The sequence below is a fragment of the Nonomuraea sp. NPDC003754 genome, assembly GCF_053605785.1.
Window position 1 is genome coordinate 1 of the sequence record NZ_JBSGJX010000029.1, and the last position, 22309, is coordinate 22309.

Here is a 22309-nt window from a genome sequence, read left to right on the forward strand (position 1 = left end):
CCCTGGCGGTGCCCTGGCCGACCTCCTGGAGGGCGTCCTCCCAGTTGTCGTCCAGGTTGTCGCACCAGAACTTCAGCGTGCGGGCGTAGTGCTCGCGCAGGTTCTCCTCGTGACGGACCTCGAAGCCGGAGTTCTCCATCATCGAGATGAGGTAGCCGGCCGACTCGAGCTCGCCGTCGGGGAAGACGTAGCGGTTGATGAATCCGCCCTTGTTGATCGTCTTCTCGGTGCTGGTCGGGCGGGTGATGCAGTGGTTGAGCAGCCTGCCGCCGGGCCTGAGCTTGCCGTACAGGTCGGCGAAGTAGCCGGGCAGCTGCTCCTTGCCGATGTGCTCGGTGAGGCCGATGGAGCTGACGGCGTCGAAGTCGCTCTCGGCGACGTCGCGGTAGTCCATGAAACGGACCTCCGCCAGGTCCTGCAGCCCCGCGTCCACGATCGCCTTCTGCGCCCACTCGGCCTGCTGCCTGGACAGCGTGACGCCGAGCGCCTTGACGCCGTACTCGCGGGCGGCGTGCATCACCATGCCGCCCCAGCCGCAGCCGACGTCGAGCAGGCGCATGCCCGGCTTGAGGTCGAGCTTCCTGGCCACCAGGTCGAACTTGGTGAACTGCGCCTCCTCCAGCGAGGCGTCCTCGCGGGGGAAGACGGCGCAGGTGTAGGCCATGGAGGGGCCGAGCACCCACTCGTAGAACCGGTTGGAGACGTCGTAGTGATGGTGGATCGCCTCGGCGTCACGCTGCTTGGCGTGGCGCGAGCCGAGCCTGGCCAGCGTGCTCCTGCGCATCTCCTGAGGCGGCGGCGGAACGCGCATCAGCAGCGGCTTGGTACCCAGCGCCCGGACGGCCTCGATCTTCTCACCGAGCGTCAGGTCGTTGGTGGTGATGTTCCACATCCGGTCCAGCAGGGTGTACATGTCGCCATGGACGTCGATGTGCCCCGACACGTACGCCCTGGCCAGGCCGAGCTCTCCGGGCGCCTGCGCCAGATAGGCCACGGCGATGGGAGACTTCACCTCGATGCGCACGTCCGCACCGTCGGGACCGGCCTTGCTGCCGTCGTAAGCCATGAACGCGATGTTGGTGTCCGCACCAACGATCTTCTCAAAGATGCTCGCGAGAGCCATCTCTCACCTTCCCCGCACACACTTGTCGTACAGGTCCAGCAGGCGACCGTTCCGGTCGTATTCCCGCTTGACCGGCCAGTAAGCATCGCCGTTGTACAGCTTCCAGAACTGTTCGCGGGCGTAGAACGAGGTCGAGTACAGCGACTTGTGGCCGTCGAGATGGTGCACCTCGTTCTCGATCAGCCGGTTGTAGTAGCCGTCGAACTGTCCGCGCGGCAGCGGGACCAGGCCCCAGAAGCCGAAGTTGACGTAGAGCTTGCCCGTCTCGAGCGGGTACAGCGGCCAGGCGCTCGACGAGCGCAGCGGGCACATCCAGACCGGGGTCATCCCCACCTTGGCGTGGAAGAACTCCAGGAACTCCGCGCCCCGCTCGATCGGGGTCTCCACGTCCTGGATGACCGACTCCTGGACGGGAGCGCCGCGCCACCTGTCGACCCTGGCGACCACGCCGTACCTGCGGTCGAGGGCGACCAGCTTGCGGTAGACGTCGGAGCGCATCCACCGGCGCGGCATCAGCGAGCGCACCAGCGGCTGCTGCACGCCGAAGGCACGCGAGCACCAGAACCAGTCGGTGTCCCAGCGCCACAGGTAGTCGCGCACCGTCAGCCAGTCGCGGCCGCGCTTCCTGATCGACTGGTAGTAGATGCGCATCCCGGTGTAGTCGGAGGTGTACGGCGCGCGCTCGGCGAAGCGGCCGAGCGTGATGTACATCTCCGTGGGGTCGAAGAACACCCCGTCCACGAAGTCGACCGGCTCGCCGTCGTGCACCATCTGCTCGCAGATCTCCTGCATGGCCAGCATGCACTTGGCTGCGTCGGTGAAGCGCAGATGCGTCAGCCTGACGTACGGCTGGACCTTCTTCAGCCTGATGCGGATCCTGAGCGCGTAGCCGAGCGTGCCGTAGGAGTTGGGGAAGGCCCGGAACAGCTCGCGGTGCTCGTTGTCGTCGCGAGCGACCACGACGCGGCCGTCACCGGTCAGGATCTCCATCTCCTCGACCGACTCGTGCGGCAGGCCGTCCCTGAAGCTGGTCGACTCGATGCCGAGCCCCGTGACGGCGCCCCCGAGGGTGATCGTCTTCAGCTGCGGGACGACGTACGGCATGAGCCCGTGGCGCAGGGTGGCGTCGACCAGGTCCTCGTAGGTCGTCATGCCCTGGACCTCGGCGGTCATCGTGTCCGGGTCGACGCTGATGACCTCGTCGAGGTCGCGGGCCGACAGCTTGGCGGCCTTGCCCGTGTCGCGGAACCTGAACAGGTTGGAGGTCGCCTTGGCCAGCCGGGGAGCCGCTCCCTCGGGAATCTCGGCGTAGGACTGCCGGATCTGTTCGACGGCCCGCTGGTGGGCCGACATCGTTGTCACAGAAACACCCCCAGAAGCTGCGATCGAGATCGTCCGTAAGACGGTATCTCCCTGATCCAGCTCGGAACAGGCCGGGGTGGTTAAACCCCCGAAAACTTCCTAGCGTCCCAGGTGAAACCCCTACGCGGACGGCGAACCGACGGAAACACTACTGACCTGATACGTCGCGTCTGCGGACCCGCGCGGGCGCGTCGTTGACCACGTTGGCGACCGGCCGCCCGTCGAGCGCGGCGGTCAGGTTGGACAGCACCGCGGCGATCAGCCGGACGGTGGACTGGGGCGTGACGCCCGCGACGTGGGGAGACAGGAGGAGGCCGTCCAGTCCGCGCAGCGGGTCGCCGTCCGGCAGGGGCTCGCTGTCGAAGACGTCCAGCGCCGCGCCCGCCAGGTGCCCCTCGCGCAGCGCCGCGGCCAGTGCCCGCTGGTCGACCACGCCGCCTCGGGCGGCGTTGACGAGGAACGCGCCCTTCTTCATCGCGGCGGGATCGACGAGTCCGCGCGTCTGGTCGGACAGCGCGATCACCACGACCAGCACGTCGGAGGTGGCGACGACCTCGTCGAGCGGGGCGTGGCCGGAAGCGCGCGGTGTGCGCGTCCAGTGGGAGACCTCGCAGCCGAACGCCGCGAACAGGCGGGCGCAGTGCTCGCCGATCGGGCCGTAGCCGACGATGCCGACCCGGGAGCCCGACAGTTCGCGCGGGCCAAGGTCGAGCTGCGGCCACCGGCCCGCGCGGACGGCCGCGTCGGCGGCGACCATGCGGCGGGTCATGGCGAGCGCGGCGCCCACGCACCATTCGGCCACCGCGGTGGCGCTGACGCCCGCGGTGTTGGCCAGCGGCACCCCGGCCGCCGACAGCGCGGCCAGGTCGTGGCCGTCGACTCCGACGGACGGCTGCTGGACGAAGGCCAGGCGCGGGGCGGCGGCGACCGCGGCGGCGTCCATGGCCAGGGTGCCGCTCCAGTCGCCGAGCACGACCTCCGCCTCGGGGAGCGCGGCGTCCATCGCGGCCCTGTCGCGCGCGGTCACGAGCGTGATGCGCTCGCCGAGCGGGGCGAGCAGGCCGCCTATCGCCTCGGGCGGCAGCGGGGCCAGGGCCAGCAGGTTCCAGGGAGTCATGGGCCCGACCCTAGGACGCGGCCCGCCCCCTGACCACACCTGGCCGTCGACCCTTCCCGCCCACCCGCGGACAGAGTCGGCGGCCCGCCCGTCAGCCCGCCGCGGTGAAGCTGCCCATCACCTGGCGCATCATCCTGCCGTAGCGGCGCCACTGCTCGTCGGCGACCGTCCACGACACCACGTACGCCGTGTCGCCGGCCACCGTCGCCCGCCGTACCTCGTGGTAGAGCCGGCCCGCCGTCGCCCACGGGTGCCCGGGGGCGGCGGTCCAGGTGAACTCCCACTCCACCGCGCCCTGCACGGCCTTGCGGCGCAGGGTGCGCACGTCCGTGGCCGCGGTCATGCTCTCCTCCGCGTCGCGCAGGATCTGGTGCGGGTCGAGCGTGGCGTACTGCTCCTCGACGCCGAGATGGGCGGAGCGGTCGGGGCGGGTCCACTGCGTGTAGGCCTGGGCGCGGGCGCCCTTCCACCGGGTCGGCCGCTGGATCGACCAGCCGTCGGGCGAGGTCCACAGGCGGGTGAGCGCGACCGGCCGCCTGGAGGGGGCGGGGGTGGCCGACGGCGTCGCCGAGGGGGCGGGGGTGCCCGTGGCCGCGACCGGCCGGGTGGCGGCGGCCTGCGGCACGCGCGCGCTGCCCTGCGCCTCGTCCGGGGAGAGCTTCAGGTAGGCGCCCGCTCCCACGGTGACCACCAGCACCGCCGCCGCGGCCGCCATCAGCGTCGTACGGCGGCCGCGCCGGGCGGGACGGTCGTCGTCATCGTCGTCGAGGTTCTGCTTGGCGGCCTGCTCCTCGATGATCCGCTGGAGCAGCGTGTCGGCCTCGGCGGCGGTCAGCCGCTCCTCCGGCTCCTTCTTCAGCAGCCCCTTCAGCACGGGGTGGAGGGCGGGCGGGATCCTGCGGTAGTCGGGCTCCTCCCCCAGCAGCGCCGAGAGGGTGGCCATCGGCTCGGCGCGGTCGAAGGGCGAGCGTCCGGTGAGCGCGGCGTAGAGGGTGGCGCCGAGCGACCACAGGTCGGAGGGCGGGCCGATGTCGTCGAGGCCGCGCACCCGCTCGGGGGCGAGGAAGGCGGGCGATCCGGTGACCATGCCGGTCCTGGTGAGGGAGCTGTCACCCTCGGCGGTGGCGATGCCGAAGTCGGTCAGGACCGCGCGGCCGTCGTCGCACAGCAGGATGTTGCTCGGCTTGACGTCGCGGTGCAGGATGCCCACCTCGTGGGCGGCCTTCAGCGCCGACAGCACCTGGCGGCCGACCTCGGCGGCCTCCCGGACGGGCAGCGCGCCCTGGGTGGCCACGACCTCGTCGAGGCCGGGGGCGCGGACCAGCTCCATGATGATCCACGGGCGGCCGTCCTCCTCCACGACGTCATAGACGGCCACGACGCTCGGGTGGTTGAGTCTGGCCGCCGTACGCGCCTCGCGGGCGGTGCGCATCAGGTGGCGCTCCCTGTCGGCCTTGGACAGCTCGGGCGGGAGTAAGACCTCCTTGACCGCTATCGACCGGTTGAGCAGCGTGTCGTGGCCCTCCCAGACCACGCCCATGCCGCCTCTGCCCAGCTCACTGGCCAGGCGGTAGCGGTGGGCGATCAGCTGATCGGATTGCGAAGCCATAAGGCGCAAGTTTCCCATACCCCTGACAAACGTGCGGGTCTGTCCGTCGGACCGAGCGGCATGACGATCTTACTGGGACTGTCGCCGCGCGGCCGTACCGAATAAAGTTCTTGAGCATGACTCAGGGACCGCTGGCAGGGGTGAAGGTGCTGGAGCTGGCCGGGCTGGCGCCCGGGCCCTTCGCCGGGATGATGCTCGCCGACCACGGGGCCGAGGTGCTGCGCGTCGACAGGGTGGCGGCCGTCTCCGACCGGCCGCGCACGGACGTGATGGACCGGGGCAAGCGCACCATCGGGCTCGATCTGAAATCACCGGAGGGCGTGGCGGCGTTCAGGGACCTGGCCGCGCACGCCGACGTGGTCATCGAGGTCTTCCGGCCCGGCGTCGCCGAGCGCCTGGGCATCGGGCCCGCCGACCTGCACGCGATCAACGAGCGCCTCGTCTACGGCCGCATGACCGGCTGGGGCCAGGACGGCCCGCTGGCCGCGACCGCGGGACACGACATCGACTACATCGCGATCTCCGGGGTGCTGTCGACGCTCGGGCGCGCCGGCGACAAGCCCACGCCGCCGATCAACATCCTCGGCGACTTCGCCGGCGGCGGCCTCATGCTCGCCTACGGCGTGCTGCTGGCGTTGTTCGAGCGCGAGCGGACCGGCAGGGGCCGGGTCGTCGACGCCGCGATGGTGGACGGCGCGGCCCTGCTGTTCGCGATGTTCTACCGGTCCGGATGGGGGCCGCGCGGCACCAACCTGCTGGACACGGGAGCCCCGTTCTACGACACCTACGAGACCGCCGACGGGGGCTTTATGGCCCTCGGCGCGCTGGAGCCGCAGTTCTGGGCGGAGTTCGTGGAGAAGGCGGGGCTCGGCGACCTGCCCGACAGGAACGACCCGACCCAGTGGCCCGCGCTGCGGCTGCGACTGGAGGCGGCCTTCAAGGAGCGGACGAGGGCGGAGTGGGAGGCGGTCTTCGCCGGTTCGGACGCGTGCGTCTCGCCCGTGCTGTCCATGGCGGAGGCGCCCGATCACCCGCACAACGCGGCGCGCGGCACCTTCACCAGGGTGGGCGAGGTCGTCCAGCCGGTGCCGGCGCCCCGGCTGGTCGGCGTGCCGGCACCGGATCTCGCCCCGGCCACCAGGCTGGCGGACCTGACGGCCTGGGGCCTGGACGGCGAGCGGGCGGCCAAGCTCAGGCAGGGGGGCGTGCTGGCGTGAGGAAGCTGTAGTCCTTCGGCTCGAAGGTGTCGTGCATGCCGAGGTTCGCGCCACTGCGCCTGGTGACCGCCCTGGTGAGGGCGACGGGCAGGCTGGTGACCAGGCGCGCGCCGTTGACCAGCGCCCACGTCCCCGCCCTGCTGGTGGGGATGAGGCGCTTGGCGGCGGTGACGGCGAACTCGCGGCTGCGCCGTACGTAGTCGGCCATCTCCCGCTCGTAGGCGGCGAAGGCGCGGGTGTGGTCGCCCTTCGCCGCCGCCAGTTCGCCCGCCAGGATGTAGGCGCCCACGACCGCGATGCTGGTGCTGCCGCCGACAGCGGGTCCCGGGCAGTAGGCGGCGTCGCCGACCAGCGTGACGCGGCCCCGCGACCAGGTCTCCATGTGCAGCTGGGTGATGGAGTCGAAGTAGAACACCTCGGCGCGGTCCACCTCGTCGAGCAGCCTGGGCGTCTCGTCCCAGCCCAGACCCGTGAAGTGGGCGCGCAGCAGTTCCTTCTGGCGCGCGGTGTCGCGGTAGTGGTAGTCGAGCTGCTCGGCGGGCCGCAGGAAGAAGAAGGCGCGCGCGTCGTCCATCTGGCGGGCGCTGTAGACGCCGATCATGCGGTCGACGGTGGGCAGGCCGATCATCCGGTCGCTGAGGCCGAGGTAGTTGGGGATGGTGGCGACCGCGATGTAGGCGCCGAGCCAGTGCGCGTAGCGCGACTCGGGGCCGAACACCAGCCGCCGCACGTTGGAGTGCAGGCCGTCGGCGCCGATCACCAGGTCGAAGCGGCGCGGCTCGCCGCGTTCGAAGGTGACCTGTCCGTCGTCGGAGATCGAGGTGATGGAGTCGCCGAAGACGTACTCCACGTCGTCCCTGGTCGCCTCGTAGAGGACCTCGCTGAGGTCGTCGCGCATGATCTCGACATGTCTGTCGGACATGCCGCCCATCAGCCTGGCCACCTCGATGGTCACCGGTTTGGCGGAACCCTCCCTGAGCATCGTGATCCGCTCGGTGCCGGTCTTCCTTCCCATGATCGCGTCGACCACGCCCATGCGTTCGACGATGTCCATGGCCGGCTTGAACAGGTCGACCGCGTGGCCGCCCGCCTTGCGCAGGGCGGGCGCCCGCTCGACGACGGTGGGGGCGAAGCCGTAACGGCTGAGCCAGTAGGCCAGCACGGGGCCGGAGACGCTCGCTCCGGAGATCAGGATCTTCATCAGGTCTCCTTACTTATCGATAAGTAAGCATAGCTGTTTACCGATCGATAAGTAAGCTGGGGTGTCGTGGCACAGGGAAAGACCAGAGAACGCATCCAGCAGGTGGCCAGAGAGCTGTTCATCGCGCAGGGGGTGCAGCGGACCAGCCTCCAGGAGATCGCCGACCGGCTGGGGATCACCAAGCCGGCGCTCTACTACCACTTCGCCTCGCGCGAGGAGCTGGTGCGCAGCATCATCGTGCCGCTGATCGAGGACGGCAGGATCTTCCTCGAGCAGACGACCGCCCGCCCCGACATCGAGCCCCGGTCCCTGCTCGAGGGCTACTTCGACTTCCACTTCAGGCATCGCGACATCCTCATGGTCGCGGTGCGCGAGACCTCGATCCTGAACGACCTCGGGCTCCTGGAGATCGTGTCGGAGTGGCGGGAACGGCTCGGCGCCATGCTCGTCGGCGTCGACGCGCCCCTCGCCGCGCAGGTGCGGGCCGTGGTGGCGCTGGGCGGGCTGGCCGACTGCACGTGGAGCTTCCGCGATCTGCCCGCCGAGGTCGTGCGCCCGCTCGCCGTCGACTCCGCCATGGCGGCCCTCGGCCTCTGACCCTCAGGCGGCGTCGCCGATGTCATAGAGCTTGTGTCGAATGTAGTAGGTCTACTATATTCACGAGCATGAGTACTGTGGTGAGCGTCCGCGGGCTGCGGATGTCGTACGGCCCGCGCGAGATCCTGCGCGGCGTCGACCTCGACGTGAGACGCGGGGAGACGGTCGCGCTCCTCGGCCCCAACGGCGCCGGGAAGACGACCACGGTCGAGATCCTCGAAGGCTTCCGGCGCCGCACGGGCGGCGAGGTGCGGGTGCTCGGCCAGGACCCCGCCACCGGCGGCGACGTGTGGCGGGCCAGGCTGGGCGTGGTGCTGCAGGACTGGCGCGACCACCCCCGCTGGCGGGTCGCCACGCTGCTCGACCACGTCGCCGCCCACTACCCCGACCCCTGGGACACCGGCGAGCTGCTGCGGGCCCTCGGCCTGAGCCGGCAGGCGGCCGCCAAGGTCGGCCGGCTGTCCGGCGGCCAGCGGCGCAGGCTCGACGTGGCCCTCGGCATCGTCGGAAGGCCCGAGCTGCTCTTCCTCGACGAGCCGACCACAGGCTTCGACCCGGAGGCGCGCAGGGAGTTCCACGACCTGATCCGCGGCCTCGACACGACGATCGTGCTCACCACGCACGACCTGGCCGAGGCCGAGAAGCTGGCCGACCGCATCGCCATCCTGGTCGACGGGCGGATCGCGGTGTTCGGCACGCCGGCCGAGCTGGCCCATGCCGTACAGGCGCCCTCGCTGGTGCGCTGGCGGGACGGCGCCAAGCACACGGCCGAGCCGTCCGAGCTGGCCTGGCGGCTGCACCAGCGGTACGGCGGGCCCGTCCCCGGCCTGGAGATCAGGCGCCCGACCCTCGAAGAGAGCTACCTCAACCTGGTGGAAAGGACCGCGGCGTGAACACGTTGGCGCTGGGCGTGAGGCGTGGCCTCATCGAGCAGGGCTCGATCATGCGGGACGGCAGGGAGCTGGGCGGCCAGCTCGTGGGCATGGTGACGTTCGTCCTGATGATGCTGTGGATCGGCGACAACCCCGCCGGCGGCGGGGTCGGCATGGGCGCCTTCATGGCGGTCGGCTTCATCGCCTTCACCGTGTTCTCGGCGGGCACCATGTCGCTGCCGATGCTGATCGCCGCCGACAGGGAGGAGGGGGCGCTGCTGCGGCTGCGCGCGATCCCGAAGGGCGTGCCGGTGTACGTGACCGGCAGGGCGTTCTCGCTCCTGCTGCACATCGCGGGGCACTCGGCGGTCATGATGGCCCTCGGGGCCGCCTTCGGCGGCCTGCGCGCGCCCTCCGACTGGCTGACGCTGCTGTGGGTGCTCCCGCTCGGCACGCTGGCCGTGGTCCCGCTCGGCACGGCGATCGGCGCCATGCTGCCGAGCGCGAAGACCGCGGCGGCGGTCATCGGGCTGCCGACCATGCTGCTGATGCTCGCGTCGGGCGTGATGGTCCCGCTGCGGATGATGCCGGAGGCGGTGCAGTGGATCGGCCAGGCCTTCCCGCTCTACTGGCAGGCCCACGGGCTGCGGGCGGCCTTCTTCGACTCGGCGGCGGGCGAGCTGCACGGCACGTGGGAGCTCGGGACCGCGGCGACGGTGATGGGCGCGTGGGCGCTGGCCGGTATGGTGCTGGCACCGTGGCTGTTGCGCAGGGTCACCCACAGGTGAGGATTCCCGGTGTCGAACGAGGTCGTCTACAACAGGATCCCGATGCTCAGGGCCGAGCGCGGGATCTCCCGCAAGGACCTGGCAGCGGCCCTCGGCGTCCACTACCAGACGGTCGGCTACCTGGAGCGGGGCGAGTACAGTCCGTCGCTGTTCCTCGCCCTGAGGATCGCCGAGTATTTCGAGGTGCCGGTGGAGGTCGTCTTCTCGCTCCGTCCGTTCGCCAGGCTGGGGTCGTGATGGACACGTGGGAGAAGCGTCGCGAGCGCCTGGAGAACCTGCCCGCCGGCCGGCTGTGGGCCACCAGGCCCGCCCGGCGCCGCCTGGTCGCCGTCGCGGTGGCCGCCCTGGTGCTGCTGTGGGCGGGGCTGGTGGTGATCGCCCGCTACGCGCCGAGCGACCTGGCCCGCAACGTCTACCTGTCGATGTTCGGCATCAGCCTGCTGGCGGGGCTGCCGGTGACCGGCTGGCTCCACGCGGGCACCAGGGGTGTGCTCTACCTGCCCGAACGCTTCCTCGACGAGCGGCAGCTGGCCGAGCGGCGCAGGGCCTTCACCTCCGCGCACCGGGCGACCAGCCTGGTGCTCGGCTCGCTGCTCGTCCTGGCCAACCTCTGGAGCTTCGAGGGCGGCCGGCTCACCTTCACCGTGCCCGTGGCCCTGCTGGCGCCGCTGGCGCTGACGCTTTTCGTGACGCATTACACGATCCCGCTGCTCGTCGCCGCGTGGCAGGCCACGGACCCGCCCGACGACGACGAATGACCCCGCGGCGCCCGCCGGCGGGTCAGACCGCGATGTAGAGATCGGCGCCCGCCGGGTGGTGCACCTCCAGGTCGGTGGTGAACGACCTGGCGGGCGTGCCGCCCGACTCGCTGTGCTTCCACACCTGCTGCCACGCCTCGATGATCGCCTGCGGCATCGGCCCCCTGGCCTCCGCCTTCAGCGACTGCCCCGCCGGCACCCGCACCGCGACCATGCCCTCGGGCAGTCGTGGAACGGTCCTGACACCGACCCCGACGATCTGCGTGTACGCGCCGTGGTGGTCGCTCTCGTAGTCGGTCAGCACCGCGTACAGGTTCTCGTCCAGCCGGCCCGGCACGTGCGCGAAAGCCCCCGGCGCACCCGCCCGCTGCCACACCGCCGGCAGCCTCGCCCTCGACGGGTCCATCTCGTCGGCGTTCGTGGTGCGTACGGCCAGCCCCACCACCAGCAGTTCGGACCGCTCAACGATGTCCAACGCGTCCTCCATCCCCCAGATCCGTCCCGCAGATCATATGGCCATCGAAAGGGGGAAAGACCCTGGGTGACCAGCAGCCGCGCTCCTTCTGCACCCGCGTGGACTGTCCGGTTCCGGCAAGTAGGATGGACGAACGTGAAGTTTCTCAACGGACTCGAGCCGGCATACGACCTGACCTACAGCGACGTGTTCATGGTCCCGTCGCGGTCCTCGATCGGCTCCAGGCTCGCGGTCGACCTGTCGACCAACGACGGCACGGGCACCACCCTGCCCCTCGTGGTCGCGAACATGACGGCGGTGGCCGGCCGTCGCATGGCCGAGACCGTCGCCCGCAGGGGCGGCCTCACGGTCATCCCACAGGACATCCCGATCGACGTGGTCGCCGACGTCGTCGACTGGGTCAAGAAGCGCGACCTGGTGCACGACACCCCGATCACCCTCACCCCGCACGACACCGTCGGCGAGGCGCTGGCGCTGCTGCCGAAGCGGGCGCACGGCGCGGTCATCATCGTCGACTGGGACAACCGCCCGGTGGGCGTCGTCACCGAGGCCGACTGCCACGGCGTCGACATGTTCACCCAGCTCTCGCAGGTGATGTCGGCGCAGCCGCTCACGCTGCCGGCGGGGCTCGACCCGCGCGAGGCGTTCGACATGCTGCACGAGGGCCGCCACCGCCTGGCGCCCGTCGTCGACGGCTCCGGCCGCCTGGTCGGCATCCTGACCCGCACCGGCGCGCTGCGCGCCACCCTCTACCAGCCCGCGGTCGACGCCCAGGGCAGGCTGCGCGTCGCGGCCGCCGTCGGCGTCAACGGCGACGTGGCCGCCAAGGCCAAGGAACTGCTCGACGCGGGCGTCGACTGCCTCGTCGTCGACACCGCGCACGGCCACCAGGAGAAGATGATCTCCGCGCTGCGCGCCGTCAGGGCGCTCGAGCCCGGCGTGCCCGTCGCCGCGGGCAACGTGGTGACGGCCGAGGGTGTGCGCGACCTGGTCGAGGCCGGCGCCGACATCCTCAAGGTGGGCGTCGGCCCCGGCGCGATGTGCACCACCCGGATGATGACCGGCGTGGGCCGGCCGCAGTTCTCCGCCGTGCTCGAGTGCGCCGCCGAGGCGCGCCGCCTGGGCCGGCACGTCTGGGCCGACGGAGGGGTGCGGCACCCGCGCGACGTGGCCCTCGCCCTGGCCGCCGGCGCGGCGAACGTCATGATCGGCTCCTGGTTCGCCGGCACCTACGAGTCGCCCGGCGACGCTCGCACCGACGCCGACGGCCGCAAGTACAAGGAGAACTTCGGGATGGCCTCCGCGCGTGCCGTACGGCTGCGCACCGCCGAGGACAGCCCGTTCGAGCGGGCCCGCAAGGCGCTGTTCGAGGAGGGCATCTCCACCTCCCGCATGTACCTCGACCAGCAGCGCCCCAGCGTCGAGGACCAGATCGACGCCATCGTGGCGGGCCTGCGCTCCGCGTGCACCTACGCGGGCGCCTCGACGCTGGAGGAGTTCCACGAGCGGGCCGTCGTCGGCATCCAGAGCTCGTCCGGCTACACCGAAGGCATGCCGCTGCACCAGAGCTGGTAGGCGGCGGGCTCCGTGACGGCGCTGACGGCGACGCCGCGCGGAGCCAGTTCCACCGCCAGCGCCGCGCACAGGCTCTCGACCGCCGCCCGCATGGCGGCGTCGAGAGCGTGGCGGGCCTGCTCCGGCACCAGCACGACGATCGACGAACCGCGGCCCATCAGCGGCAGCAACCGCCTGATCACCCCGGTGACGCCGGTGAAGTTCGCCTCGACGAGATCACGCTCCGCCCTGGCGGAGACCGACTCGAAGGGCGCCTGCGTCGCGCCCGTCGCGGCGGCCACCAGCAGGTCGATACGGCCGTAGCGTTCCTCGACGGCCGTCGCGAGCACGTTCAGCGCCATCGGATCGCCCGGGTCCAGCGTCAGCACCAGGTCGGCGGCCGGCCTGTCACCCGGCGAGCGGACGCCCACGACGACGGTGGCGCCCGCCGCCGCGACCGTCTCCGCGACATCCTTCGCCGCGCCGATGATCACCGCGACTCGTCCGCTCAGCGACGTGGCCATGCGATCAGTTCACCACGGAACCGGCACGTCCGTCGAAGGCCCCGCCGGCGTCACCGCCAGGGTGCGCCGCTCGCTGCCATAGAGTCGGTGGGTCAACCAGACATCCATCAAGGAGAACATCGTGGCACTCGAGAAGCCGGAGATCGACTTCCCGGAGGGCAACCCGCCTGCCGACCTGGAGATCGTCGACATCGTCGAGGGGGACGGCCCCGAGGCCAAGTCTGGACACACCGTCCAGGTGCACTACGTCGGCGTGGCCTTCTCCTCCGGTGAGGAGTTCGACGCGTCGTGGAACCGCGGCACGCCGTTCGAGTTCCCGCTGGGTGGCGGGCGCGTCATCGCGGGCTGGGACCAGGGCGTGGCGGGCATGAAGGTCGGCGGACGGCGCAAGCTTGTCATCCCGCCGCACCTCGGCTACGGCAGCCGCGGCGCCGGCGCCCGCATCAAGCCGGGCGAGACGCTCATCTTCGTCGTCGACCTGCTCGGCGTGCGCTGACCCCGAGTATGCGTGGGGTACGGCCCGCCGTACCCCACCACCCTCTCCTGCGCGCGTAACCTCCTTCTTCGCTGCACCCGCGCGCCGACCACGCCGGTTCCCCGCCCGGCAGTCCCGGCAAAGGCGCGCTCCCGCCGCGCTACACCCGCCGGCCCCCTGCGCATGAGCCACCATGGCTGCACCCCGCATCCACCGCCCCGCGCCGCCCGGCCGGCTTGCCGCCGGGAAGCACCTCCGCCATCCGCCCGGAGCGGTCGGCCCGGGCGGCGACGAGGTCAGGGGCGACTTTTGTCGGTTCCGTAGGGCAACATAAGCGGTGTGCTGCTGATCGACGTCGTCCGTGTCTCCGAGGCCGTGGCCAGGACCTCCGCCCGTCTGGGCAAGATCGGCCACCTGGCCGAGCTCCTCGGCCGGGTCGGCGCCGACGAGGCGGAGATCGCGATCGCCTACCTGTCGGGCGAGCTCCCCCAACGCCAGATCGGCGTCGGCTGGCGCACGCTGCAGGACCCTCCGCCGCCCAAGCTCGTCGCCACCGCCACCCTCACCGACATCGACGCCCTCCTGACCCGCATCAAGGCCGTCTCCGGGCCCGGCTCGCAGGCGGCCCGGAAGGCGCTGGTCGAGGAGCTGTTCACCGCCGTCACCAGCCAGGAGCAGTCGTTCCTGCTGCGCCTGCTGTCCGGCGAGCTGCGCCAGGGCGCGCTCGACGGCGTGATGATCGAGGCCGTCGCCAAGGCCTCGGGCGCGCCCTCGGCCGACGTACGGCGGGCGCTCACGTTGCGCGGCTGGCTGCCCGCGGTCGGCGCGGCCGCGCTGTCGGGCGGCGTCGAGGCGTTGCGCGCCTTCAAGCTCGAGGTGGGCCGCCCGGTCGCGCCCATGCTCGCCGGCAGCGCGCCCAGCGTCGCCGCCGCGCTGGAGAAGATCGGCGGGCAGGCGGCGCTGGAGTGGAAGCTCGACGGCGTCCGCGTCCAGGCACACCGTTCCGGCGACGAGGTCAGGGTCTTCACCCGCACCCTCGACGACATCACCGACCAGGTGCCCGAGCTGGTCGAGGCGATGCTCGCGCTGCCGTCCGCCGACCTGGTGCTCGACGGCGAGGTCATCGCGCTGCGCCCCGACGGCCGTCCCGAGCCGTTCCAGGTGACCGCGAGCAGGGTCAGCAGCAAGACCGACGTTCCCAAGCTGCGCGCGCGGACGCCGCTCAGCGTGTTCTTCTTCGACGCGCTCCGGGTCGACGGCGCCGACCTGCTCGACCTGCCGTACGCCGAGCGCCAGGAGAGGCTGGCCGCCACCGTCCCCGCCGAGCTGCTCACCCCCCGCCTGGTCACCGGCGACCTGCCGGCCGCCGGGTCGTTCTTCACCGAGGTCGTACGGCGGGGCCACGAGGGCCTGGTCGCCAAGTCCCTCACCTCGGCCTACGCGGCCGGGCGGCGCGGCGCCGGCTGGATCAAGATCAAGCCGCGGCACACCCTCGACCTGGTGGTCCTGGCCGCCGAGTGGGGCCACGGACGGCGCGAGGGCAAGCTGTCGAACCTCCATCTGGGCGCGCGCGACCCTGACAGCGGCGAGTTCGTCATGCTGGGCAAGACGTTCAAGGGGCTGACCGACGAACTGCTCGCCTGGCAGACCGAGCGCTTCCTGGAGATCGCCGACGGGCCCACCGACGGCTGGACGGTCGCGCTCCGCCCCGAGCTGGTGGTGGAGATCGCCTTCGACGGGGTGCAGCGCTCGCCCCGGTATCCAGGCGGCATGGCGCTGCGGTTCGCCCGCGTGCTGCGCTACCGGCCGGACAAGAGGGCGGAGGAAGCCGACACGGTCGAGACGGTCCGCTCGCTGATGCTGTAGGGGCGCGGGCTCACGGGGATTCGCGACGAACTTCTGGCGACCGCCGTGGCCCGGATGCGCCGGGGCACGCCGCCACCGCCGTTCACCACGGCATCGCCGTCGGTCATCACGCCATCGGCGCCGGGCCGGTGGCCGGCCGCCCGCGTCACTGAAGCCGCTTCCGCTCCAGCTGCGCCTTGTCCATGTCGGTCAGCACCACGACGCCCTGGTCGCCTGACACAGCGCCCTCGGGCGGTCAGTGTGACGGGATGCGAGAACGGGCCACCTCATCAGGGCGTCGGTCGCCACTGGTGTCGTGTCCGCCGAGTGCTCCCGCTGGGTCAGCGGGTCGATGCCGCACAGGGGGCAGAGCACCGCGTCCGGCGAACGGCAGGGATCGAGCAGGAGCCGCCTGACCGCCTGGTGGTCGTAGGCGTTGCGGTAGTAGCCCTCACCCGACTCCCGGTCGTACAGATGCCGGTCCCGCCACGGCTTCTTGAAGTCGTCAAGGGTCGCCCGCAGCACAGGGCGTCCCGCTCCACTGATCCGCTCCGCCAGCTCATGCCCGAAGCTCGTCTTGCCAGAGGCGGTGAAGCCGTCGATCCCGACCAGCAGCCTGCCGTGGCCGAGGGACAGGATCCGCTGGGCGATCTGCTCGACGAGCGCGTCCCGCTCGGGAGACAGCCGAGGCGGGCGCGGCTGCTGCCACGTCGAGACCGACCGATGCACCTCTGCCCTCGGCGATCCCACCGTTCACCCTGATCGCTCCAGGATCACGAGTCACGAGCGGGACCGAGAGATCGACGTTAAACCGTTCGCAGTCGGCCACAGCCGCCGCCATGATGTGCTGATGCCCCCGAAGACCGCCTATCACGACGCGCTTGGAGACTACTTCGCCGAGCACGCCGGCATCAGCCCGTACAACGCCTATACCGATCGGCCCGCGACGCTGGAACTCGCCGGTGACGTCGCCGGCTCGAAGGTCCTCGACGTCGGCTGCGGGGCGGGGCACTACGCGGCCGAACTCCTGGCGCGCGGCGCCCAGGTGGTCGGCGTCGACGGCAGCGGCACGCTGCTGGGTCACGCGCGGGCACGGGTGGGTGAACAGGCCGAGCTCCTGCTCCAGGACCTGGAGGAGCCGCTCGACTTCGCCGATGACGCGTCGTTCGACGGCGCCGTCTGCGCGCTGGTGCTGCACCACGTCGCTCGTCGCGCGCAGTTGCTGCGTGAACTGCGCCGGGTGCTGCGGCCAGGAGGATGGCTCGTGGTCTCGACGACCCACCCGGCCGCCGACTGGCGCCATTTCGGCGGCTCCTACTATGCCGATGACTGGGTCGAGCTTCCCCTGCAAGACAGCGGGTTGTCGATCCGCTTCCAGCGGATGCCGGTGGAGACGTTCCTGGGCGAGCTGCTGGCCGCCGGGTTCGTCCTGGAACGGCTCGTCGAGCCGCGCCCGGTGCCCGGCCTGCGAGAGGTCGACGAGGCGGCCTACTGGAAGCTGCAGCAGTCGCCGTCCTTCCTCGCCGTGCGACTTGTCCGTCCTTGACGCACGAGGGACTTGGGCGCGTAGACGCACGGGGGACTTGGGCGTCCCGGGCCCCACAGGGGCCTGAGCGTCCTTGCCAGAGGGGGCTTAGCGTCCTTGCCAGACGGGGCCCTGAGCGTCCCTGGCCGCAGGAGGGCTTGGGCGTCCTCGGCCACGGCGGGGCTTGGGCGCCCTTGGCCACAGCGGGGCCTGGGCGTTTTGGCCACAGCGGGGCCTGGGCGTTTTGGCCACAGCGGGGCCTGGGCGTTTTGGCCACGGCGGGGGTGACCGGCGTGGTCCCGGCCGGATCGGGCTGCTCGGCCCTGCCTGGCACTGGTGAGTCGGCAGGACGCGGTTCCGAGTGGATGACGTCGGGCCGTACGGAGCCATCAACCCTTGGGTCCGGCCATGCACCAAAGATCATTTTTGGGATGATGGAGGGATGTCTCGTCCGCGAATCCGCGTCGCCGCCTACGTGATCCGCTACCGGTCCACCCCGGAACTCCTTGTCTTCGATCACGTCGGCGCGCCCGACGCCGGCACCCAGGTGCCGGCGGGAGGGGTCCGGCCTGGCGAAAGCCTGGAGCAGGCCGTCCTTCGAGAAGTCGAGGAGGAGACCGGCTCGACCGCGGTTTCCGTCGTCCGGCCCATCGCGGTGGATGACAGGCCGCGTGCCGATGACGGGCAGCCGCGGCGAACGACGTTCTTCCACCTCACCGCCCGTCCGGACAGCGCTGATGCCTGGCACCACCGCGTTCGCGCTGACGGCGAGGACGCCGGCCTCGAGTTCGCGTGCCGCTTCGTCCCGCTACCTCTGGCAGGACCGTTGGCCGACGCGCAGGACGCGTGGCTGAGTCGCGTCGACTGACGAGGCCGACCTGGCCCCGGTGACGGCGTGACGTTCGTGGTGGCGAGCCACGCTCATCAGAGATGTCCGTGTCCGCGCGTCACTGTCGAGAGCGTCCAAGGGATCGGATTCCGGAATAATGGCCGCAATCATGCCCCGCTACCTCTACCTCACGCGCCACGGTGAGGCCACTCCTGACGAACAGGCCCTCACCGCGAACGGCCGCCGCCAGGCCGCGTTGCTCGGCGAGCGGCTCCGTGACGTCCCTTTCTCCGCCATCCATCACGGCCCGCTCCCCCGGGCCGCGCAGACCGCCCGTCTGATCGGCGAGCATCTTCCCGGCGTGCCCCTGCGCCCGTCGGAGGCCGCTGGGGACTACGTCCCCTACCGGCCGGACAAGAACGAGCTGCCGCCCGAGGCCGCCGAGCGTTACCTGGGCTTTCTGGAGCAGTTCCCCGCGGACGAGGGCGATGACCTTGCCGCGCACGCCCTGCGCGTCTTCACGGGTCCGGTGACGGAGGGGACCCGCCACGAACTGGTCGTCACGCACAACTTCCTCATCGGCTGGCTCGTCCGTGCCGCCCTCGATGCGCCGAAGTGGCGCTGGCTCGGGCTCAACCACTGCAACGCCGCGCTGACCGTCATCCGGTACGCGCCCGACCGCCCCGCCTCCGTCCTCTTCTACAACGACATGGGGCACCTGCCCGCCGAACTGCGCTGGACAGGTCTGCCGCCCGAGCTGCGCGTGTGAGCCCCGACCAGGGTGCGACCCCTTGGCGCGGGGTGCCCGGGTGGGGCCGGGATCGCACAGGATCTCCCGGATCTTCTCGGCGGTCCCGGCCCAGACGAGCGTTGGGCGGGTTCGTCCAGGTGTCGCTCTCCCCTGCCCTGGACGCTCTACCGGTAGGAAGGCCTGAACGACACTCCTCGAAAGCGCGCGGGCCGAGGGTGTCGTGCCGCAGGTCGGCATGTGCGCCTGCCACCGGCTTCCTTGGGTGACGACACCGGCCTTCGGACCCGCACAAGTCCAGCAGTGGATCGGCCTCAACGGGATGGCCCCATACTGCTGGTTCCAGTGGCCCGCCGCGCCGGACGCCGCACGCGATCACGGGCCCGATGGCGTCACGATCATGAGGGCTCTGCGGTGCTGCTCGACGGAGCACCGCCGCCTTCAGGCGGACGGAGAAGGGCGTCTCGGTGAACCAGGACGATGAACGCTCGGCCCTGAAGGTATGTCGCAGCCCGTTACCTGATCGATCCGCACGACACCTGGGCTTCGACGACCTGGAGACCACTTCCGGCCCCTTCCCGTGAAGGGCGGCTGTCGTGACGTCGGTGCGTGACGTCGGTGCGTTCGTCCGCGGACTGGCGCAGGGACGGGTCTGCGACTCGCCTTCCACCCTTCACCGACCGCGTGCGGTGCCCGCCGTTGCCGACAAAACCCAAGATCAAGGGCGTAGTGTCGATCGTCGGCAACCTTTCCATGGGCAAAGTGAGATATTTCACGGTATGTCCCATTAAGTTGCCTTTACGCGCTCTTTGTCACGTAAGTTCGGGTCCATCGCGAGGCGTCACACGTCTCCCTCCAGGATCGGCCGACGCGCGTCCCCCATCCCTCACCCGTCTGGCCGGTCCCTGTCCTGTCCCCGATCTAGGACCGTGGTTTCCCTTGGGTCAGCATTCGAGCAAGCCGTCCCGCACGCGCCCGTTGGGCCGTCTCATGGCCCCCGGCAAGCGTCGCTGGACGACCACCGTCGCGGCGGGCGCCGCCGTCCTGGCCGCCGCCTCGACCACCGCCTGGGCCGCCGTCTCGACCGGCGACGCCCCGCAGACCTCCGCCACCGGCCTCGCCGCCGCGGACACCCGGCAGGCAGCGGCCACCCCGCAGGCCACCGCCACCTCGCAGGCCACCGCCACCTCGCAGTCCACCGCCACCTCGCAGTCCACCGCCACCGCAGCTCCGACGCTCACGCCGTCCGTGACCAGCGCCTCGGCCACGGCGTCCGCCTCGCCGTCCGGGTCGCCACTGGTCGCCACCCCCGCCGCTCCCTCGTCGGCGGCGGTGTCAGGAAAGGGTTCCCGCCCTGCGGTGCCCGCGGACCGCGCGCCTGTCTCCGCCCAGGACCGCGCATCGTCCGCGGACGGCGAGAAGAACAGCACCGCCAAGCAGGCCACCTCGGTCGAGTCCGCGAAGGTCGCCACCAGGTCGAAGGCCCGCGTGATCGCTTCGGGCAGGTGCGGCGCCTCGTTCTACGACGAGCCCCAGATGACGGCCAGCGGCGAGCGGTTCAACCCCTCGGCGATGACCGCGGCGCACAAGTCGCTGCCGCTGGGCAGCAAGGTCCGCGTCATCAACCCCTCGAACGGCAAGGACATCGTCGTGCGGATCAACGACCGCGGGCCGTACACCGGCGGACGCTGCCTCGACCTGTCCGAGGCCGCCTTCTCGGCCATCGGGAACACGGGGTCGGGCGTGATGACCGTCAAATACCAGGTTCTCGCGCGCTAGCGGTCTGCTCGCTCGGACACCGACTCGCGGCCGGGTCCCGCCGGACGGCGCACCATCGCCTCATTCCCCACCGGCGGCACCCGGCCGCGCCCCCTGTCCGACCTCCGTCCATCCGGCACCGGCCCATCCGACCTCCGATCATCCGGCCTCCCATCAGGCCTCCGATCATCCCGTCTCCGGCCTCTGATCATCCCCTTCGACCATCCGGGCCAGGACGACCCCGAGAGGACCTCGCGGCGGTGGCCGCGGTGGACCTGAGGGTCCTTGTCACTCACCCTCACGCGCATGCACGGCGGCCGCCCCCTAATGACCGCGTCTCCGATCGAGACGACGATCTCGGCGTGGTCGCTCCGCGCGTGCCCGCCTGGCGCGTCAACCAGTTGGCCGACTGTCCACCGTCCCCGCCCGCACGTCCAACGTCGTCCCCCGGCACCCTTCCCACGCGCGACGGCCCCCGCGGTCGGACACCCTCACACGGTCGACAGCCCCGCCCTCGGACGCCCTCACACGGCCGACGGGCCCCCACCCTCGGACGCCCTCACACGGCCGACAGCCCCACCCCCGGACACCCCCACACGGCCGACGGTTCCCAGCCCTCGGACCCCTCACACACAGAGCTGCCGTGCCCCGTGACACGCCGCCGCCTACGCCTGGCGGCCGTCGGGCTGCTGGGCCTGGCCGTCACGTCACTTCCCCTGGCACATCCGACTGCCCCGCCCCGTGACACCCGCGTCTGACTGCCCCCGTCCGCGTGCATGCTCGACGCCCTCACGCCCCTGGACGTCTCACAGCACCCGGCTGTCTCTCCTCGCGCGCACCCTCCACATGCCGACCGCCCCCAGCGTCCGTGTGACTCGCTCGACACCACCCCGATGGCTCTTACGTCCGGCTGTGCCTTGCTGGGCACCCTCCACACGCCCACTGGCCCGCGTCCACATACGCCCCTGCGTCACTGCGTCCGGCCGGCCGTGTCTCCCCCGTTCACGCTGCCCACGCCGACCGCCTCACCCCGAGCGTCCGCATGCTTCCCTGGCGTCACCCCTCATGGTGCGTCCGGCCGTCCCCCCTGGCCACCGGATCGGCCCCGCGTCCATGCCTGGTCCGCGCCGGGTTCAGGGCCGGGTTCAGAGCCGGGTTCAGAGCCGGGTTGAGGGCCGGGTTCAGAGCGGCGCGTCCCTACTGGATCACTACTTCACGAGGCGGACCGTCAGCGGGTAGCGGAAGTCGTTCTCCGCCAGCGAGGACACCCCGCCGACGATCGCCAGGACGAATGCGGCCACCCAGATCACCGGCAGCAGGACGATCCCCACGATCGTGAACGGCAGCAGGAGCGTCGCGCCGAGCAAGGTCAGGTGGAAGTTCAGCGCCTCGACCGCGTGCTGCCGGATGTACGGCGAGGTCTTGCCACCCGTGAGCAGCATGATCAGCGGGCCGATGACGATCAGGCCGGGCAGGGCGAGCAGGTGAGCCGCGGCGCCCCCGAGGCGTTCGTTGCTGTCGGCCGGAACACCGTGCGGTCGGGGCGCCGGACGCGGAACGGCCCTGGTCGGCACGGCGATCGACTGCCAGTGGCGTTGCGGGCCGTACAGCTCGGTCATGATGGGCATGAGGTCGCCATGGGTGCGCGCGGTCATGGCCCGGTCGAGGCGCTCCTCGAACTCGTACTTGTCGAACCGTCCCTCGGCGTACGCGGCTTTGACGTGTTCGACGACATGCTCGCGGTCCTCGTGGGTAACGCGCATCTCCATCGGCGGCACCTTGCCGTGCCCCCTGTATGCCGGCGCTGGGGAATGTGCCGATGCCATGGCTGTCGTGCCTTTCGTCGATGGGCGTTCCGATGCCATCGTGCTCTTCGCGCTTCCAGAGATCCATCGGGAGAAACCCCGATCTCTCCCCGATAACACCCCGACG

General features: G+C 71.1%; 22 protein-coding genes. 13 read left to right on the forward strand and 9 right to left on the reverse strand.

All coding sequences use genetic code 11. From position 1 onward, the window contains the following. The 4 genes from ACWEVS_RS30265 to ACWEVS_RS30280 form a co-directional block, all read right to left on the reverse strand. Positions 1-1123: class I SAM-dependent methyltransferase (locus ACWEVS_RS30265; RefSeq protein ID WP_452554257.1), on the reverse strand; the 1123-nt coding region annotated here is incomplete at its 3' end. 3 nt (positions 1124-1126) lie between these two features. Beyond that, a complete protein-coding gene (locus ACWEVS_RS30270; protein ID WP_449931371.1) occupies positions 1127-2476 on the reverse strand; it encodes an FAD-binding oxidoreductase in 1350 nt (449 codons plus the stop codon). Between the two features lie 157 nt (positions 2477-2633). Further along, the gene (locus ACWEVS_RS30275) at positions 2634-3602 is read right to left on the reverse strand and encodes an NAD(P)-dependent oxidoreductase (RefSeq protein ID WP_452418946.1); all 969 of its coding nucleotides are present in this window, start codon (positions 3600-3602) and stop codon (positions 2634-2636) included. Between the two features lie 91 nt (positions 3603-3693). Beyond that, positions 3694-5211 carry a protein kinase domain-containing protein gene (locus ACWEVS_RS30280; protein WP_449931274.1) on the reverse strand — a complete coding sequence of 506 codons (1518 nt, stop codon included), beginning with the start codon at positions 5209-5211 and terminating at the stop codon, positions 3694-3696. A 116-nt stretch (positions 5212-5327) separates the two neighbouring features. Between ACWEVS_RS30280 and ACWEVS_RS30285 the strand changes: the two genes are divergently transcribed. Then, positions 5328-6428 (forward strand): CaiB/BaiF CoA transferase family protein, encoded by a 1101-nt coding sequence (locus tag ACWEVS_RS30285; RefSeq protein WP_452554258.1) that lies wholly within the window; start codon positions 5328-5330, stop codon positions 6426-6428. Here ACWEVS_RS30285 and ACWEVS_RS30290 read toward each other — a convergent pair. After that, positions 6403-7629, reverse strand: a complete 1227-nt coding sequence (locus tag ACWEVS_RS30290) for an FAD-dependent monooxygenase (protein ID WP_449931278.1) — start codon at positions 7627-7629, stop codon at positions 6403-6405. The two genes, ACWEVS_RS30285 and ACWEVS_RS30290, sit on opposite strands and share 26 nt — an antisense overlap. A gap of 66 nt (positions 7630-7695) precedes the next feature. On the opposite strand from ACWEVS_RS30290, the gene ACWEVS_RS30295 reads away from it, so the two are divergent. The 5 genes from ACWEVS_RS30295 (at position 7696) to ACWEVS_RS30315 (ending at position 10644) form a co-directional block, all read left to right on the forward strand. Continuing rightward, complete coding sequence (locus ACWEVS_RS30295; RefSeq protein ID WP_449931280.1) at positions 7696-8226, forward strand: TetR/AcrR family transcriptional regulator; 531 nt, start codon at positions 7696-7698, stop codon at positions 8224-8226. A gap of 68 nt (positions 8227-8294) precedes the next feature. Beyond that, complete coding sequence (locus ACWEVS_RS30300; RefSeq protein WP_452554259.1) at positions 8295-9119, forward strand: ABC transporter ATP-binding protein; 825 nt, start codon at positions 8295-8297, stop codon at positions 9117-9119. After that, the gene (locus ACWEVS_RS30305) at positions 9116-9886 is read left to right on the forward strand and encodes an ABC transporter permease (RefSeq protein ID WP_449931284.1); all 771 of its coding nucleotides are present in this window, start codon (positions 9116-9118) and stop codon (positions 9884-9886) included. Before ACWEVS_RS30300 ends, ACWEVS_RS30305 begins: the two co-directional genes overlap by 4 nt. 42 nt (positions 9887-9928) lie before the next feature. Further along, entirely contained in the window at positions 9929-10123 is a 195-nt protein-coding gene (locus tag ACWEVS_RS30310) for a helix-turn-helix transcriptional regulator (protein WP_354916703.1), read from the forward strand. After that, complete coding sequence (locus tag ACWEVS_RS30315) at positions 10120-10644, forward strand: hypothetical protein (protein WP_449931286.1); 525 nt, start codon at positions 10120-10122, stop codon at positions 10642-10644. Before ACWEVS_RS30310 ends, ACWEVS_RS30315 begins: the two co-directional genes overlap by 4 nt. A 22-nt stretch (positions 10645-10666) precedes the next feature. Here ACWEVS_RS30315 and ACWEVS_RS30320 read toward each other — a convergent pair whose 3' ends face one another. Beyond that, on the reverse strand, positions 10667-11119 hold the full coding sequence (locus ACWEVS_RS30320) for a GyrI-like domain-containing protein (RefSeq protein ID WP_452554260.1): 453 nt from the start codon (positions 11117-11119) through the stop codon (positions 10667-10669). Positions 11120-11254: 135 nt separating this feature from the next. Here ACWEVS_RS30320 and ACWEVS_RS30325 point away from each other — a divergent pair, with 135 nt between their 5' ends. Beyond that, positions 11255-12694 carry a GuaB1 family IMP dehydrogenase-related protein gene (locus ACWEVS_RS30325; protein WP_354916618.1) on the forward strand — a complete coding sequence of 480 codons (1440 nt, stop codon included), beginning with the start codon at positions 11255-11257 and terminating at the stop codon, positions 12692-12694. Here ACWEVS_RS30325 and ACWEVS_RS30330 read toward each other — a convergent pair. Beyond that, the gene (locus ACWEVS_RS30330) at positions 12658-13197 is read right to left on the reverse strand and encodes an SDR family oxidoreductase (protein WP_449931291.1); all 540 of its coding nucleotides are present in this window, start codon (positions 13195-13197) and stop codon (positions 12658-12660) included. The two genes, ACWEVS_RS30325 and ACWEVS_RS30330, sit on opposite strands and share 37 nt — an antisense overlap. A gap of 121 nt (positions 13198-13318) precedes the next feature. Between ACWEVS_RS30330 and ACWEVS_RS30335 the strand changes: the two genes are divergently transcribed. Both ACWEVS_RS30335 and ACWEVS_RS30340 read left to right on the forward strand, forming a co-directional pair. Beyond that, complete coding sequence (locus tag ACWEVS_RS30335; protein WP_449931293.1) at positions 13319-13693, forward strand: FKBP-type peptidyl-prolyl cis-trans isomerase; 375 nt, start codon at positions 13319-13321, stop codon at positions 13691-13693. 318 nt (positions 13694-14011) lie between these two features. Continuing rightward, positions 14012-15538: an ATP-dependent DNA ligase gene (locus tag ACWEVS_RS30340; protein ID WP_449931295.1), complete on the forward strand. Its 1527-nt coding sequence runs from the start codon at positions 14012-14014 to the stop codon at positions 15536-15538. Positions 15539-15727: 189 nt separating this feature from the next. Here the strand turns inward: ACWEVS_RS30340 and ACWEVS_RS30345 are convergent, their stop codons facing one another. Then, positions 15728-16267, reverse strand: coding sequence for a hypothetical protein (locus ACWEVS_RS30345; RefSeq protein WP_452554261.1), 540 nt, complete (start codon positions 16265-16267; stop codon positions 15728-15730). A gap of 100 nt (positions 16268-16367) precedes the next feature. Here ACWEVS_RS30345 and ACWEVS_RS30350 point away from each other — a divergent pair, with 100 nt between their 5' ends. From ACWEVS_RS30350 to ACWEVS_RS30365, 4 genes are all read left to right on the forward strand, one after another. Next, positions 16368-17063 carry a class I SAM-dependent methyltransferase gene (locus ACWEVS_RS30350; RefSeq protein WP_452554262.1) on the forward strand — a complete coding sequence of 232 codons (696 nt, stop codon included), beginning with the start codon at positions 16368-16370 and terminating at the stop codon, positions 17061-17063. 340 nt (positions 17064-17403) lie between these two features. Then, positions 17404-17910, forward strand: coding sequence for an NUDIX hydrolase (locus ACWEVS_RS30355; RefSeq protein WP_452554263.1), 507 nt, complete (start codon positions 17404-17406; stop codon positions 17908-17910). Positions 17911-18040: 130 nt separating this feature from the next. Continuing rightward, a complete protein-coding gene (locus tag ACWEVS_RS30360; protein WP_449931303.1) occupies positions 18041-18640 on the forward strand; it encodes a histidine phosphatase family protein in 600 nt (199 codons plus the stop codon). A 969-nt stretch (positions 18641-19609) separates the two neighbouring features. Then, positions 19610-20398: a septal ring lytic transglycosylase RlpA family protein gene (locus ACWEVS_RS30365; protein ID WP_452554264.1), complete on the forward strand. Its 789-nt coding sequence runs from the start codon at positions 19610-19612 to the stop codon at positions 20396-20398. 1187 nt (positions 20399-21585) lie between these two features. Here the strand turns inward: ACWEVS_RS30365 and ACWEVS_RS30370 are convergent. Beyond that, positions 21586-22146, reverse strand: a complete 561-nt coding sequence (locus ACWEVS_RS30370; RefSeq protein ID WP_354916604.1) for a DUF1707 and DUF4870 domain-containing protein — start codon at positions 22144-22146, stop codon at positions 21586-21588. Between the last annotated feature and the right edge of the window lie 163 nt (positions 22147-22309).

Coding starts and splice junctions, on each gene's coding strand:
- ACWEVS_RS30270 (WP_449931371.1), bottom strand. CDS start 2,476: ATGTCGGCCCACCAGCGGGCCGTCGAACAGATCCGGCAGTCCTACGCC.
- ACWEVS_RS30370 (WP_354916604.1), bottom strand. CDS start 22,146: ATGGAGATGCGCGTTACCCACGAGGACCGCGAGCATGTCGTCGAACAC.
- ACWEVS_RS30280 (WP_449931274.1), bottom strand. CDS start 5,211: ATGGCTTCGCAATCCGATCAGCTGATCGCCCACCGCTACCGCCTGGCC.
- ACWEVS_RS30275 (WP_452418946.1), bottom strand. CDS start 3,602: ATGACTCCCTGGAACCTGCTGGCCCTGGCCCCGCTGCCGCCCGAGGCG.
- ACWEVS_RS30360 (WP_449931303.1), top strand. CDS start 18,041: ATGCCCCGCTACCTCTACCTCACGCGCCACGGTGAGGCCACTCCTGAC.
- ACWEVS_RS30365 (WP_452554264.1), top strand. CDS start 19,610: ATGGCCCCCGGCAAGCGTCGCTGGACGACCACCGTCGCGGCGGGCGCC.
- ACWEVS_RS30300 (WP_452554259.1), top strand. CDS start 8,295: ATGAGTACTGTGGTGAGCGTCCGCGGGCTGCGGATGTCGTACGGCCCG.
- ACWEVS_RS30330 (WP_449931291.1), bottom strand. CDS start 13,197: ATGGCCACGTCGCTGAGCGGACGAGTCGCGGTGATCATCGGCGCGGCG.
- ACWEVS_RS30285 (WP_452554258.1), top strand. CDS start 5,328: ATGACTCAGGGACCGCTGGCAGGGGTGAAGGTGCTGGAGCTGGCCGGG.
- ACWEVS_RS30290 (WP_449931278.1), bottom strand. CDS start 7,629: ATGAAGATCCTGATCTCCGGAGCGAGCGTCTCCGGCCCCGTGCTGGCC.
- ACWEVS_RS30310 (WP_354916703.1), top strand. CDS start 9,929: ATGCTCAGGGCCGAGCGCGGGATCTCCCGCAAGGACCTGGCAGCGGCC.
- ACWEVS_RS30350 (WP_452554262.1), top strand. CDS start 16,368: ATGCCCCCGAAGACCGCCTATCACGACGCGCTTGGAGACTACTTCGCC.